This is a genomic window from Gemmatimonadota bacterium (assembly GCA_016719105.1).
Taxonomy (GTDB): domain Bacteria; phylum Gemmatimonadota; class Gemmatimonadetes; order Gemmatimonadales; family Gemmatimonadaceae; genus SCN-70-22.
Map to the genome: position 1 here is coordinate 115,538 of JADKAQ010000003.1, position 14,355 is coordinate 129,892.

At 69.0% G+C, this 14,355-nt stretch carries 15 protein-coding genes; 11 read left to right on the forward strand and 4 right to left on the reverse strand.

Annotated features, from left to right (window positions below):
- Positions 1–16 precede the first annotated feature (16 nt).
- The 7 genes from IPN47_07235 to IPN47_07265 all read left to right on the forward strand — a co-directional run bounded on the left by IPN47_07235 (position 17) and on the right by IPN47_07265 (position 4,429).
- On the forward strand, positions 17–955 hold the full coding sequence (locus tag IPN47_07235) for an RnfABCDGE type electron transport complex subunit D (GenBank protein MBK9407835.1): 939 nt from the start codon (positions 17–19) through the stop codon (positions 953–955).
- Positions 918–1,613, forward strand: a complete 696-nt coding sequence (locus IPN47_07240) for an FMN-binding protein (protein MBK9407836.1) — start codon at positions 918–920, stop codon at positions 1,611–1,613. The genes IPN47_07235 and IPN47_07240 overlap by 38 nt, the downstream gene beginning before the upstream one ends.
- Positions 1,614–1,684: 71 nt before the next feature.
- Positions 1,685–2,293: an electron transport complex subunit E gene (locus tag IPN47_07245; GenBank protein MBK9407837.1), complete on the forward strand. Its 609-nt coding sequence runs from the start codon at positions 1,685–1,687 to the stop codon at positions 2,291–2,293.
- Positions 2,293–2,874, forward strand: coding sequence for an electron transport complex subunit RsxA (locus IPN47_07250; GenBank protein ID MBK9407838.1), 582 nt, complete (start codon positions 2,293–2,295; stop codon positions 2,872–2,874). Before IPN47_07245 ends, IPN47_07250 begins: the two co-directional genes overlap by 1 nt.
- Complete coding sequence (locus IPN47_07255) at positions 2,871–3,023, forward strand: hypothetical protein (GenBank protein MBK9407839.1); 153 nt, start codon at positions 2,871–2,873, stop codon at positions 3,021–3,023. The genes IPN47_07250 and IPN47_07255 overlap by 4 nt, the downstream gene beginning before the upstream one ends.
- Positions 3,020–4,012, forward strand: a complete 993-nt coding sequence (locus tag IPN47_07260) for an FAD:protein FMN transferase (GenBank protein ID MBK9407840.1) — start codon at positions 3,020–3,022, stop codon at positions 4,010–4,012. The genes IPN47_07255 and IPN47_07260 overlap by 4 nt, the downstream gene beginning before the upstream one ends.
- 75 nt (positions 4,013–4,087) lie before the next feature.
- Complete coding sequence (locus IPN47_07265) at positions 4,088–4,429, forward strand: hypothetical protein (protein ID MBK9407841.1); 342 nt, start codon at positions 4,088–4,090, stop codon at positions 4,427–4,429.
- A 236-nt stretch (positions 4,430–4,665) separates the two neighbouring features.
- Here the strand turns inward: IPN47_07265 and IPN47_07270 are convergent, their stop codons facing one another.
- Together IPN47_07270 and IPN47_07275 are read right to left on the reverse strand one after the other, a co-directional pair.
- Positions 4,666–5,250 (reverse strand): hypothetical protein, encoded by a 585-nt coding sequence (locus IPN47_07270; protein ID MBK9407842.1) that lies wholly within the window; start codon positions 5,248–5,250, stop codon positions 4,666–4,668.
- A gap of 90 nt (positions 5,251–5,340) precedes the next feature.
- On the reverse strand, positions 5,341–5,856 hold the full coding sequence (locus IPN47_07275) for a type 1 glutamine amidotransferase (protein ID MBK9407843.1): 516 nt from the start codon (positions 5,854–5,856) through the stop codon (positions 5,341–5,343).
- 402 nt (positions 5,857–6,258) lie between these two features.
- Here IPN47_07275 and IPN47_07280 point away from each other — a divergent pair, with 402 nt between their 5' ends.
- Positions 6,259–6,654: a hypothetical protein gene (locus tag IPN47_07280; protein ID MBK9407844.1), complete on the forward strand. Its 396-nt coding sequence runs from the start codon at positions 6,259–6,261 to the stop codon at positions 6,652–6,654.
- Positions 6,655–6,738: 84 nt separating this feature from the next.
- Here IPN47_07280 and IPN47_07285 read toward each other — a convergent pair whose 3' ends face one another.
- Together IPN47_07285 and IPN47_07290 are read right to left on the reverse strand one after the other, a co-directional pair.
- Entirely contained in the window at positions 6,739–9,636 is a 2,898-nt protein-coding gene (locus tag IPN47_07285) for a PD40 domain-containing protein (protein MBK9407845.1), read from the reverse strand.
- A 454-nt stretch (positions 9,637–10,090) separates the two neighbouring features.
- Positions 10,091–10,255: a hypothetical protein gene (locus tag IPN47_07290; GenBank protein MBK9407846.1), complete on the reverse strand. Its 165-nt coding sequence runs from the start codon at positions 10,253–10,255 to the stop codon at positions 10,091–10,093.
- Positions 10,256–10,439: 184 nt separating this feature from the next.
- Between IPN47_07290 and tilS the strand changes: the two genes are divergently transcribed.
- Genes tilS through ftsH form a run of 3 tightly spaced genes read left to right on the forward strand, consistent with a single transcriptional unit; the run spans position 10,440 to position 14,340 of the window.
- Complete coding sequence (tilS, locus tag IPN47_07295) at positions 10,440–11,813, forward strand: tRNA lysidine(34) synthetase TilS (GenBank protein ID MBK9407847.1); 1,374 nt, start codon at positions 10,440–10,442, stop codon at positions 11,811–11,813.
- Positions 11,710–12,345, forward strand: coding sequence for a hypoxanthine phosphoribosyltransferase (hpt, locus tag IPN47_07300; GenBank protein ID MBK9407848.1), 636 nt, complete (start codon positions 11,710–11,712; stop codon positions 12,343–12,345). Before tilS ends, hpt begins: the two co-directional genes overlap by 104 nt.
- Before the next feature lie 15 nt (positions 12,346–12,360).
- Entirely contained in the window at positions 12,361–14,340 is a 1,980-nt protein-coding gene (gene ftsH / locus IPN47_07305) for an ATP-dependent zinc metalloprotease FtsH (GenBank protein ID MBK9407849.1), read from the forward strand.
- The last annotated feature ends 15 nt before the right edge of the window (positions 14,341–14,355 follow it).

Genomic DNA, 14,355 nt, shown 5'->3' on the forward strand with positions numbered 1-14,355 from the left:
CAGCACCCCCCGCATCATGTGGAACGTGGTGGGGAGCCTGGTCCCGGTCGTCCTCGCCGCCGCCTGGTACTTCGGCGTCAGCGCGCTCCTCGTGATCGCGGCCGCTGTCGCCGGCTGTGTGGCGGCAGAGCGCGCCTTCGGCAAGGCCTCGACCCTGCGTGATGGATCGGCGGCCATCACCGGACTCCTGCTCGGCCTCTGCCTTCCCGCCGGCATGCCGATGTGGATGGCGGCCCTTGGAGGGTTTGTCGGGATCGCCCTGGGGAAGAGCATCTTTGGCGGGTTGGGGCAGAATGTCTTCAACCCGGCGCTCATCGGTCGCGCCTTCCTGCAGGCGGCGTTCCCGGTCCCCATCACCACGTGGCCGGCGGTGGGTGGCAGCTTCTGGACGCTGCGCGGCGATACCTTCGCCCTCCCGTTCATGCGGGCCAATGCGCCCGACGCGCTGACCGCGGCGACCCCGCTGGGCCTCTGGAAGTTCGAGGGGAAGGGGACCGCCTTCATCGACTTGCTCATCGGCAACACCGGGGGCTCGTTAGGGGAGACGGCGGCGATCGTCATCGCCCTCGGGGGCGCCTATCTCGCCTGGCGCGGCTACCTCAACTGGCGCGTGCCGGCGGCGATCCTGGTGAGCGTCGCGCTCTTCGCGACCGTCCTGCACGGCGTGAACCCGCGCTATCCGACCGCGATCTTCATGCTGTTCAGCGGTGGGCTCATGCTCGGTGCCGTGTACATGGCGACCGACATGGTGACGTCGCCCGTGACCAACCAGGGGCGCTGGATCTTCGGGGCCGGCATCGGGGTCCTCGTTGTCGTCATTCGCGTGTGGGGCGGACTGCCTGAGGGCGTGATGTACGCGATCCTCCTGATGAACGCGTTCGTCCCCTTCATCAACAAGGCGACGCAGCCACGGGTCTTTGGAACCAAGCCGCGACTCGCGGGAGGCGCCACATGACGCACTCGCATGGTGCCGCGCCCACGACCGAGCTGCCGATGCCGGGACGCCTTCGTGGCGACTCCTGGCAACGTTAGGCGGTTCGGGAGCGCTCGCGGGGCTGCTGCTCGTGCTGGCGTGGCAGTGGACGACTCCCTCCATCACCGCCCACCGGGCGCAGGTGGAGCAGGCCGCCGTCGCCGAGGTGCTCAAGGTGCCCGCGCGCATGGACACGCTCTACGTCGTCGATGGCAAGCTCACGCGAACGCCGGTGGGGGACCCGGCCAAGCTTGAGCGCCTGGTGGAAGGATTCGATGCACAGGGGAAGCGCTCGGGCGTCGCGGGCCGCGCCGGGGAGCCCGGCTTTGCCGATGTGGTCTCCGTGATGATCGGCTTCGATCCGGCCGACGGCTCGCTGTTGGGCATGAAGATCCTCGGGCAGAAGGAGACGCCGGGGCTTGGCGACAAGATCGAGAAGGACTCGGCCTTCGTTGGGCAGTTCACCGGCGCCAAGGCCCCGCTCACCGGGGTCAAGGCACGGAGCGGCGACAACAAGTCGCAGGTCGTGACCATTACCGGGGCGACGATCTCGTCGCGCACGGTGATCCGCATCATCAACAACGCCGTCGCGCGCTGGCAGCCGATGCTTGCCGCGTACGACCGGGAGGCCAAACCGTGAGCGCCGTCAGCGTGGACGTTCGGGACGAGCAGGCGCCACCGGCGCCCGCAGCGCCGGCCGAGCCGCCGCCCATGGAAGACCTCGTGCGCGGCATCTGGGAGGAGAATCCGGTCCTGGTGCAGATGCTGGGGCTCTGTCCCACGCTGGCAGTGACCAACTCGGTGGCCAACTCGCTGGCGATGGGCGTGGCGACACTGGCCGTGCTGGTGGCGTCGTCGTTCCTGGTGGCGTCGCTCAAGCGGTTCATCCCGAACGAGGTGCGCATCGCGTCATACGTCCTCATCATCGCCACGTTCGTGACGCTGGCCGACATGACGCTCGAGGCGACGGTGCCTAACGTGCACAAGGCGCTGGGGGCGTTCATTGCACTGATCGTGGTCAACTGCATCATCCTCGGGCGTGCCGAGGCGTTTGCGGCGAAGACCGGACCGCTGCGTGCGGTGCTGGACGCCATCGGGATGGGGATCGGGTTCGCGATCGTCCTCCTCGCGATGGGATCCGTCCGTGAGTTGCTCGGGAGCGGGACCCTCCTCGGCTTTCGCGTGCTGGGCGCCGGCTTCGAGCCGTGGGTCATCATGGTCCTTCCACCCGGCGGGTTCCTCACGCTCGGGATCTTCATGCTGGCGATTGCCTGGCAGAAGGAGCGTCGTGAGCGCCGCGCGGTCGCGGGGAGGGCCTGATGGCTGGCGATCTGGCGTGGATCCTCATCTCGGCGATGTTGGTGAACAACTTCACCCTCACGCTCTTCCTCGGGCTGTGCTCGTTCTTCGGCGTCACCAGCCAGATCGGGACGGCGTTGCGGCTGGGGCTGGCCAATCTCTTCGTCCTCGTGCTCACGGCGATCTCGGCGTGGTTCCTCAACCGCTTCATCCTCGACGCGGCGCCGTTCCTGCGCATCATCTCCTTCATCATCGTCATAGCCTCGACGGTGCAGGTGGTGGAGATGGCGATCAAGAAGGCGAGCCCCGTGCTGTTCCGCGCGCTGGGGATCTACCTCCCGCTGATCACGACGAACTGCGCCATCCTGGCGCTGGCCATCTTCCAGACCAACCGGGGGTACGGCTTCTGGCAAGGACTCGCCTTCGCGGTCGGCGCCGGGCTGGGACTCACGCTCGCGCTGACGCTCATGGCCTCCATCCGGGTGCGCGTCGATCGCTCCAGCGTTCCATCGGTGGCCCGCGGGTTGGGCATCGTCCTCATCATCGCCAGCAGCCTCTCGCTCGCCTTCATGGGCTTCGCGGGACTGGGGAGTTCCTCATGAGCGTGTTCGTGAGCATGGGCGCCGTCGCGGTGCTCTTCATCATCTTCGGACTGTTTGTCGCCAAGCGGGAATGCGACCACGGCGGCGGCTGCGCCGGATGTGGCGCCGCCTGCCATCGTCGTCCCGCGTCGCGGGAGGAGATCGTATGAGCGCACACGGACCATCCCGCGCCACCGGGCGACGCGAGTTCCTCGCTCTCGGCGTTGGTGCCTTCGTCGTCGCCAGCGTCCCCTTCGCGCGGCGGCGTGGCCCGGCGGTCACGCGGCGTACGCTCCCGGTGATGGGGACCATCGCCGACCTGGCGGTGGTGCATCGCGACGTGCGGCATGCCGAAGGGGCCATCGACGCCGCCTTCGCCGAGCTGCGGCACGTGGAGGCGACCATGTCGCGCTTCCTCCCGGTGTCGGAGGTGGGGACGGTCAACCGGCTCGCCGCTGGCGTTCCCGTGACCGTCAGCGCCCCCACGCGAGACGTCATCGCGGCCGCGCTGGCGTGGGCGCATGCCAGCCACGGCGCCTTCGACCCGGCCATCGGCCGCGTGGTCGAGCTGTGGGACGTGACGCATCGTCAGAGCCCCCCAGAAGGCGGACGCGTGACGCGGTTTGCAGGGCGGCAGCTCCATCGACATGTGCAGCTGGCGACGGAGAAGGGGGCGCCGGCTGTCTATCTGGCCGACCCGGACATTCACCTCGACCTCGGCGGCATCGCCAAGGGCTATGCGGTCGATCGCGCGGTCGATGCCTTGCGCGCCTGGGGGATCACCGATGCGATGGTCAACGTGGGCGGCGACCTGTACGCGTTAGGCTCGGCCCCGGGCGGTGATCCATGGCGCGTCGGGATCCAGGACCCGGCCGATGCCAGCGCGATCATCGGGATGCTCGACGTGCGCGATCGCGCGGTCGCCACGTCAGGCGACTACGAGCAGTTCTTTCGGTACCGCGGCGTGCGGTACCACCACCTGATGGATCCGGCGACCGCCGCCCCGCGGCAGTCCCCGGCGCACAGCGTCACCATCGAGGCGGCCTCCTGCATGGACGCGGATGCAGCGGCCACGGCGGTGTTCGGCATGAGCGACGCGCAGGCGAGGAGCGTGCTGCAGGCACGCGCCCGCGACGCGCGCGTCGTGCGGTGGGCGTAGACGGTCGATAGGTACCGCCAGCCCCACATCGGAGGGCAGGGCGGGATCCCCGGCGAGATAGTCGCGGAGGACGCTATGAAGCAGCAGCAGATGTTCTGTCAGGGGTGCGACCGGCACGTGCATGTGTTGGTCACCGACATCGTCGAGGATGACGCGCAGGCCAACGTGCCCGATCCCGAGGTCGTCTGCCTCGAGATCGGCGATTGGTGCACGGGCAGCATGTGCCCGTTGGGCGCTGCGGCGCCAAGCGCCATGGTCACGCGGCTGATTCACTCTGGCCTGCCGCTCGAGAACCTGCGCACGGTGCGCGGCCACTGCGACGCGTGTGGCCTGGACAACGACCTTGCACTGTACGGCAAGGACATGGCCGCCTGCCTCGTCTGCGGTACCTCCCAGCCGCGACCGGTCGGCGCCTGACGGGCGTGCGCCTCTCGAACCGGCGCTCGTGAACGCGGCGCGGGAGATACCGGTGATGTAGGCGCTGGTGCCGGCGCCGCACGCGACGCTACTGCCGATGCCGCGCCTCGAGCGTCGCACACGCGCATGGGAGCCAACGCGAGGCAACGCTCTCCAGCGGTAGTCAGGGCGACTCCCCTGCGCACGTGGACGGGACGGGCACGCGAAGGGCGCGGGGAGGCGCGACGTCGCGCGGACTAGCGGGGAAGGTACTGCGCAGGAATCTCGTTCCCGGGGCGCTCGGCGTCCCAGAAGATCGACACCACCCACCAGCGGTTGCCGTCCTTGAGCAGCTGGATCGAGTTGATCCCGCGGGCAAACGGCTTCTCGGACAGGTCGGCGGTGCGGCGCGATTCGTACGTCGAGAAGACGTGCATGATGTTGCCGTACGCCTCCGTCTTGCGGCTGATCTCGCGCTCGAAGAACCCTGAGGCCTCGAGCGACGCGCCAGCGGCGCTGCTGTAGTCGTCGGCGCTCCAGACCGCCGCCGACGCGCCGCCGTTAGGCATGGGGCGCGTCGGGATGAGCCGCGCGTTGGGGAGCATGATCGAGCGGAAGCGGTTCCAGTCCCGCTTGGCCCCCGCCGGCCCCGAGATCACGTCGTACAGCGCCTTGAGGATTGCATCGGGCGTCGCCACATCGGCCGGGTTGGCCGCGGGGCGCGGGATGGTGTCGATCGACGGGCGGCGCGGCGCGGCGACCTGCGCTCGGCCTTCGCAGGGCGACGTGAGCGTTGTCGCGAGCAACACGGCGCCAGCGACCAGGAGGCGGGAAGACGTCATCGCAGTGGGACCAGGGGTGGAAGGCGTGTCGCGCGCGCGGGAGGTACCGGCACGCCGCGGGGGCGCGTGGCCCCCGCGTGCGCCGAAAAGCTAGGCCTGCTCCAGCCACTGCACCATCGCGCGCCCGAAGGCAGGGAGGTCTCGCGGTACCCGGCTGCTGATGAGGTGGCCGTCGATCACCACGGGCTCGTCGACCCAGGTGGCCCCCGCGTTCACGACGTCGTCGCGAATCCCGACGGTGCTCGTCAGGCGACGACCGCGCACGATCCCCGCCGAGATGAGGATCCACGGACCGTGGCAGATCGTCGCCACCATTCCGCCGGCGGCATCGACGTCGCGCACCAGCTGCAACACCGCCGGGTCACGCCGCAGCTTGTCCGGGGCCCATCCCCCCGGGGCGATGATCCCCGCCACCTCCTGGGCGCGCCACTCGCGGGCCGAACCGTCGACCGAACACGGGTAGCCGTGCTTCCCTCGGTACGACGGCTCACCCATCCCCACCAGCGGGACGGTGAAGCCCGCCTCCTCGAGCCGCAGCTTGGGATACCACACCTCGAGATCCTCGTACTCCGGCCCCACCAGCATCAGGACGGTTCGGGGTCGCATGTTCGCCTCCGGAATGCGGGTGACGCCCAATGAGCTGCGTCCATGATCTGCAGACAGGTGCACCGTTCCGCAATCGGACCTCTCCCTCGCATCGTCGACGACGCGCCCACTCCCTCGATGCACCGGCGCGCCTCCTGTTGCGCGCGCTCGGCAAGCCCGTGCACACCACGCGCACACCAGCGGGCGTGCGGTCATTCTGACCGATTTTCGCTGAGAGAACGACGCGAAAGTCGTCCGCGTAAGCGAAGCTAGGATAACGAGTTACATCGGTATGCCTCTCGCAAGTCGTTCGCCGGGTCCTTCGCGCATCACACTGGATGTGTCGGCACCAATCCCGCGAACCAGCCCCGGCAAGAGGCTCGCAAGTGTGAGCCAGGTCACACTTCTTCTTGCCGTACTGCCATGCAGGGTCGCCACCTCCGCCGTCTCGCCGCGCTCGTCGTCGTCGCCTTCAGTAGCGGTGCCTGCCGCTTCGAGCCCGAAGGGGCGGCGCCACTCGAGATCCCGTCGGTCTACCGCCAATGGTGGGCGGAGATCGAGAAGTGCGCGCAGAAGAAGGCCAGCATCGACCGCGTGCGCTTCTGGGTCATCAAGGGCGAGAAGTTCCCCTGTCCCAACGGTCCCTGCGCCGGTCACTGGCGCTCCCCGCACGACGTGTACATCGCCGAGACGTGGATCTACAACGCCTCGCTCGTGAAGCACGAGATGCTGCACGACGTGCTTGGCACCGGTGATCATCCCGTCGCCGTCTTCGGCGAGGGGGCGTGCAACGTGGTGTGGGCGACGAAGGAGTCGTAGCCCCAGCATTCAGCACTCACCGCGGGCCCGCACCGGGGGGCCATCCATCGGGACCGCCGCGCGTTCCGGCACCGTCGGCACGCCTCAGGGGCGATACGTGACGCTCAGGTACGGACGGATCTTCTCCTTGTAGGGTTCGTCCATCGAGTAGCCGATCCCGGCGCGGATGTGTGTCCCCGGGAGACGCGCGAAGCCGATCCCCGGGACGTCGAACTCGCGTTCCGCCCCCAGAATCCGCTGATAGCGCGTCAGCTTGTCGCCAGCCGCAACCCAGATCGCGTACGGCTCCACGGAATAGAGTCGCGTCGAGAGGCGCCCGATGCCGAGCTTGCGCCCGGAGGCGTAGCCCACCGGGACGGATGGAATCGACACGCGCTGCGTGAGGTACGCGCGGTCAAAGAAGGGGAGCACGCCGCCGCCGACGGCAAACTGCTCGAAGGCGCGCCCGAACTCACCCGGCCCGGCGGTGGTGGTGGTGCCGACACTGGCCTCGGCGCGCAACGAACGATTGGGTCCGCCGAGCGTGAGTGCCCCCGTCGTGAAGCCACGCGACCAACTGTCGCCCCCCGTTCCCCCCTGCGCGAGCTGCGCGTACACCTGCGGCGAGACGGTCAGGCCATGCCAGGTCCACGTGAGTCTTCCGCGCAGGTCGGCGAATCCCATGACGCGCCCGGCGCCATCGAGCTGGTTCCCGTTCACCTGCCCGACACTTCCGCCGGCACGCAGCGCGTAGCCCCAGGCGCCGCCATTGCGGTTGACCCGCGCGGCGAGCCCTAACCCGGTGAAGCGGGAGTCGATGTCGAGCGAGGCGAAGCTCCCCGCCGCCTGCTCCGACGGGGCGTGTTCCGTGTACCACGCGCTCGTTTCCACTTCGATGGGTGACAGGCGCAGGGTGGTGGCCAGCGAGCCGCCGCGCCATGCGCCGCGCTGGCCGTAGCCTCCCTGCGCGACGACGCTCAGGCGCCCGACCGGGTCCATGTTGGCGAGCATCAGCGAGGCCATGTCGCCATCGGGGCCGAGGCTTATCCCGGGGAGGATGCGCCAGGCGCGTGGCCCGGTGCCGTAGTCGCTGGGGCCGCGAACGGGCTGCGGGGCGAAGGTCGCGCCACGTCCCGGTGGCGTTGGGGGAGCGGCCGGCGCGAGGCGTGGCTCGAGCGCGACCATCCGGTCGCCTAACGACGACACCGCCCGGGCGATCGACAGCCGCCGCACGTCGTATCCCTTTGCGTGCAGCGCCAGGTACCAGACCTGTCCGTCGGGCCCCACATCGGGCGCCGCCACCGCGCCGGTCACTCGGGTGAGGGGGCGGGGCGCCGCCGTTTCCGGATCGAGCAGTTCGAGGTTCGGGACCCCACCGCGCTCGCTCACCACGACGAGCTTGCCGTCTCGCGTCCACGCCGGGGCGTACCGACTGGCACCGTCGCCGGGATCGACCGGCGATGCGGCCCCCGTCGCCGGGTTCACGACGAAGGTCCACCATCGGCCATCGCGCTGGACGCTGGCGGCGATGCGCGAGCCGTCGGGCGACCAGCGCGGACGGTGCCAGACGACGAACGGCGACCCCGCGGTGATGGTGGTCAGTCGTCCGCTCGCGAGGTCGACGCGCACCAGGTCACAGACGCCGCCGCGGCAGCGGACCGCTGCCGCGCTCTTGCCGTCGGGGGCGGGATCGGCGCTGCGGATCCCCGCGCCCCGCGTGACGCGACGCACCCCGCCGCGGCGCGTGTTCCAGATGAAGAGGTCCGGGCGGAAGGCGCCGTCGCCTAACGGTTCGTCGCGGCTCACCAGGAGGCGCTCGCCATCGGAGAACCAACGCGGCTGGTCGTGGCCGCGCCCGGCCACGGCGAACAGTGTCTTGCGCGCGCGCCTCGGTGCGGGGAAGGAGTCGAAGGGTGCCACGTCCTGCGGGTCGCGCTGGAGCATGCGCTGTCGCGCCCGCACCACCGCGGAGTCGAGCGGCTCGTCCTTCGCCCCCCACACCACCACGCGCGAGGGCGTGTTCGGGCTGCGTAGCACGACCGCCACCTGCGCGCCGTCGCGCGACACCGCCGGTTCACCGGTGGCCCACGCCAGCTTCTGCACGAGGTCTCCCTCGACCACGCCCGGAGATTGCAGCTGCCGGCGAGCGTCGAGTGATTTTTCCATCACCTCCGTGTAGAACGCGCCGTACAGGTCGTCCGGCCCCGCACCATACACGCCGCGGAATGCCTCGGCAAAGCTCCGGCGCTGCCGCGCGCTCATCCGGCGCCACAGGTGGTTGAGGCTCTCCTCGCCCTTGCGCGCCACGAGCCATTCCAGGAAGGCGCTCCCCACGAGGTAGCGCATCGATCCCCCCAGGTATGGCGCGGCGTTGTTCAGCTGCCCGTACGTCGGGAGCCGCCCCTCCAGCGCCCACGCGCGCAACACCGCGGCGCGCCCCGCTGAGTTGGGGCGACCGTTGGCGGTGAGCTTGCCTTCGATGTACGTCGCGTAGCCCTCGATGACCCACGCCGGTGACTTGCGCGCGACCGGGCCGATGCGCGTCGGGAGCAACCGCCAGACGAAGCGCTCGTTAGGGTTGCGCGGTGGAAAGGTGAGGTGCGCGATGTGGCCGTACTCGTGCACCGCGAGGATCTCGCCCCACCCGCGATGCTGTCCGAACGATGGCCCGGGCGTTGGCGGCGTCGGCCAGAGGAAGATCACCGGCCCCTCGAGCAGCGGGACCGCGAAGCCGTTCGAGACGTTGGACGGATCCTCGACCATCACCGTGACCCGCGCCGTGGGGGCGTTGCCCACCATCGTGTTCACCGACGACGACACCGACTCCATGCGCTCGGCGACGGGGACCACCCACGTCCGCATCTCGGCGGGAAAGTGGAACCGGAAGTGCGCCGTCTCGATCGTCTCCCACTTGAGCGCCGGACGCGTGAGGTACTGGGCGGCAGCCGGCGTCGCCGGCGCGAGGACGAGCAGGGAAGCGAGCACCGCGACGGCGGTGCGCATCGATCGTGGGTGCATCGGTCGAGTGGCGTGCAGTGAGGCAAAGGGCGGGACCGCGACCCCCGAACATACATCCCTCGCTACCGACCTCGGCTCGGCATGGCACACACCGGAAGTGTGAGCGTTGCCCCTTCCGGTGTGCAGGGATGCGGCGGACGGCGGCTGGCGCCGAGGGCCAGCGCTAAGCGCTCGGCGCCGTCCGCGATCTCCCACGGCTTCGCCGGCGACGCACCGGCGACGCCGGTGACGCAGTCGGCCGTCACCTGCCGCTGCCGGAGGTCGTACGGCGTGGCGGTGTCACGGCCACGAAACGCCGTGGCGTCGCCGTCAGCTGCGCCTCGTCCTGCGCCGGGGCGCGGCGAAATCGCCCCCTGGAAACGAAAGATGGGACGAAAGCGGCGCGCTCTCGTCCCACACTCGACTTGTCACGGACGCCGGGCGCCCGTCGAACTGGTCCTTACCCCTGCTTGCCCTTCGCGGCGTCCTGGATCCAGGTCAACGGAATCAGGAAGAGCGGGGTCAGGAAATGCCCGAGGAGGATGTTGACCCAGGTAAGCGCGAGGTAGAAGGCGCCAAGCCCGAGGCCAGCCCACAGCGTGCCAAACGGTGATGAGTGCTCCACGGTACGTCCTCGGTCTGTAAGGTCGAAGTCGACGAAAAAAGTAGTCGGGCGTGTCGGAGCGCACCAGTCCACCTGTGCCGGCTTTCGGGGGGCGACTTCACGCATCGCTCCCCCGGACGGGCGACGGACAGCGCGCCGCGCCGGCGATACATTGACCACCGTTCACCGGACGTGTCGCTCGCCCGTGTCTCCCCGTCTCCCCCGAGGCCACACGCTGTCCGCCACTGAGCGCATTCGCTCGTCGGTCGGTTCCCTCCTGTCGGGCGACGACCGGCTGGTCCTCGCCGTTTCGGGCGGCGTCGATTCCATGGTGCTGTTGCACGCCGTGGGGGAGTGGCTCGCGGGCTCGGTGCCCGCGGCGTCGCTGCGCGAGCGCGTGACGGTGGCGACCTTCGACCACGGGACCGGAGCGCATGCCACCTCGGCCGTGGCGCACGTTAGGCGATCGGCCGAGGCGCACGGGCTGGCCGTCGTGGCTGGACGTGCCGACGCGCCGCTGCAAGGAGAAGCGGCGTGGCGCGACGCCCGCTGGCGCTTTCTGCGCCGCCTGGCGCGCGAGCGTGGGGCAACCGTCGTGACGGCCCATACACGAGACGACCACCTCGAGACGATCGTGATGCGTACCCTCAGGGGGAGTGGGGCCCGCGGCCTCAGCGCCCTCCTCGCCCCCTCACCGGTGCGGCGTCCGCTGCTCGAGTGCTCGCGAAGCGACGTGCTGGGCTTTGCTCAGGAAGTGGGGCTCACGTGGGTCGACGATCCCAGCAACGGCGAGCGCGCCTACCTCCGCAATCGCGTGCGGCTCGATCTCCTCCCCGCGATGCGGGAGGCGAACCCCGGCTTCGATGAGGCGATGCTCGCACTGGCTCGGCGGGCGGCCGCCCTGCGCACCGCCTGCGCTGCCGCCGTCGCCCCGCTCGTCGAGGAGGTGGGGCCGGGACGCGTGGTGGCCCGCGGCATCACCGACGCCTCGTGGGAGCCCGGCGCGCGCGCGCTCCTCTGGCAGTCGCTCGCCGAGATGGGGGGGATCGTCCTCGATTGGCGCGGAACGACGCGCCTCGCGCGCTTCAGCGCCGACGGGCGCACGGGAACGCGAATTCCGTTGTCCGGCGGGTATGAAGCGGTGCATCGTCACGACGTCATCGAGTTGCGACGTCGCCCGGTTCGCGCGGGGGCGAGCGCCGCGCTCGATGTCGCCGCGGAAACCGTCTTTGGCGACTGGCGCTTTCGGCCGCTCGCCATGACTAGCTTGCAGGAGCGCGACGAGCGCGGAGTGCCCGATCGGCACGATGCGTGGAGCGCGTGGCTCCCCGCCGACGGCTCATTGGAAGTGCGCGCGTGGAGAGCGGGGGATCGCATGACCTCGTCAGGCAGCCAGCCGAGGCGGGTGAAGCGATTCTTCGCCGACCGGCGGGTGGCCGCCGCCGATCGCGAGGGGTGGCCTGTTATCGTAGCAGATGGCGAGATTGTCTGGATTCCCGGAGTGCGCCGCGGCCTCGCGGCAACCGTTCGGTCCGGTCGACCGAGAGTCTGCATCATCTGTGAACGCCTCCGTAGTTGATCCGCGACTCGAAGGGCGCTCCGTCAAGCGCATTGCCTTTCCCGCCGACCTCATCGCCGCGCGTGTGGCGGAGCTCGGACGCGACATCACAGCGGCGTATCCCGATGGCGACCTTCTCGTCCTTGGGTTATTGAAAGGGAGCTTCATCTTCCTGAGCGACCTGGTGCGCTGTATTCACCGCCCGCTCAAGGTCGATTTCCTCGTCGCCTCGTCGTACGGGAACGAGACCGTTTCGAGCGGATTCGTTCGTTTGGTGTATGATCCGGAAACAGAGCTCGAGGGCAAGCACATTCTGTTAGTAGAAGACATCGTTGATTCCGGACGAACCCTGAGTCGGGTGATGGCTCTCCTGCAGGAGCGGCACCCGCGCTCGCTGGAAGTCTGCGCCTTGCTCGACAAGCACATTGCCACGCACCTGACGTATCCGCCGAAGTTCTCGGGCTTCGATGCCCCCCACGAGTTCCTCGTGGGATATGGCCTCGATCACGCCGAGAGCTTCCGGCATTTGCCGTACATTGCGAGTTTGCAGTAACCCGGGACCGCTGACATGCCGCCGATTCCTCCCAAGAAGCAGTTCAATTGGGGCCGCTTTTCGAAGGGGCTCTCGTTCTGGATCCTCGTGATCCTGATCCCCGTCGCGGTGATCCAGTTCTCAGGCCAGAAGGGTGAGCCCGCGACGCAGATCAACTACTCGGACTATCGCTCCGAGTTGGATCGCGGAAACATCGCCAAGGCCACGATTCGCGCGGGCCAGACGGTCACGGGCGAGTTCACGCAGCGCATCATGGTCCAGGGGCGCGAGGTGAAGAAGTTCACCGTCAAGCTCCCGATGACCGACAACCCCGAGGAAGTCTCGGCGCTGCGCGAAAAGAAGGTGGTCATCGATGCGCAGGAAGCGCGGCCGTCGGTGGGGACCTTCCTGCTGAATTTCCTTCCGTACTTCGTGCTCATCGGGATCTGGATCTTCCTCTTCCGGCAGATTCAGGCCGGCGGCGCGAAGGCCTTCTCGTTCGGCAAGTCGAAGGCGAAGCTCCTCACCGGCGACACGCCGAAGGTGACCTTCGCCGACGTGTCGGGGTGCGACGAAGCCAAGGTCGAGCTGCAAGAAATCATCGAGTTCCTGAAGGATCCGCAGAAGTTCACCAAGCTCGGGGGACGTCTCCCGAAGGGTGCGCTCCTCATCGGGCCGCCGGGAACCGGCAAGACGCTGCTCGCCAAGGCGGTCGCTGGCGAGGCCGGGCGTCCGTTCTTCTCCATGTCGGGCTCTGACTTCGTCGAGATGTTCGTCGGCGTTGGCGCCTCGCGCGTGCGTGACCTGTTCGAGCAGGGCAAGGCGCACGCTCCGTGCATCATCTTCATCGACGAAATCGACGCCGTGGGTCGCCATCGCGGCGCCGGGCTCGGTGGCGGGCACGACGAGCGCGAGCAGACGCTCAACCAGCTCCTCGTCGAGATGGATGGTTTCGAGTCCAACGACGGCGTGATCCTCATCGCGGCGACCAACCGCCCCGACGTCCTCGACCCGGCGCTGCTGCGTCCCGGCCGCTTCGACCGCCAGATCGTGGTCGACGCCCCGGACCTGCGCGGGCGCGAGGGGATCCTGCGCGTGCACCTGCGCAACAAGCCGATTGCCGACGACGTCGACGTCAACAAGCTGGCGCGCGGCACGCCGGGAATGGCGGGGGCCGATCTCGCCAACCTCGTGAACGAAGGCGCACTGCTCGCGGCACGTCGCGGGCACGACAAGATCTACATGACCGACCTCGAAGAGGCGAAGGACAAGGTCATGCTCGGTGCCGAGCGCAAGTCGCTCGTCATGAAGGAAGAGGAGCGGCGCCTGACGGCGTATCACGAGGCAGGACACGCCGTCTGCGCCGTGATGGTCAAGGGGAACGATCCGTTGCACAAGGTGACGATCGTTCCGCGTGGGCGTGCGTTGGGCGTGGCCTTCACGCTCCCCGAGGATGACCGCGTGTCGGTGACGCGCGAGCAGCTCGAGGCGCGCCTGGTGATGGCGTACGGCGGTCGTGCGGCCGAGGAGATCGTCTTCGGGCGTGACCGCGTCACGACGGGGGCAGCGAGCGACATTCAGCAGGCGACGGCGATCGCTCGGCGCTACGTCACCCAGTGGGGACTCTCCGACGCCATCGGCCCCATTCTCGTGGGCGATAACGAGCAGGAAGTCTTCCTCGGGCAGCAGCTCATGAGCCGCCGCGAGGTCTCCGAGAAGACCGCGCAGCTCGTCGATTCCGAGGTGAAGAAGGTCATCGACGACGCGTTCAGCCGCGCCACGCAGACGCTCACGGAGCACCGCGCGCTGCTCGACGCCGTCGCCGCCATGCTGCTCGAGCGCGAGACGCTCACGCGCGAGGACTTCGAGTTCCTTGTGCGTGGCGAGAAGCTCCCGCCGCGTGCGCCGCTGCCGCCGTCGTCGTTGCCGCCGGTCCAGGTCGCGCCGATTCCTATGGCGCAGCCCAAGCCGTCCGCTCCGCCGCTGCTGGGCGGACCTGAGGTCAGCCCGGCATAACGACGCGCCCGCGCG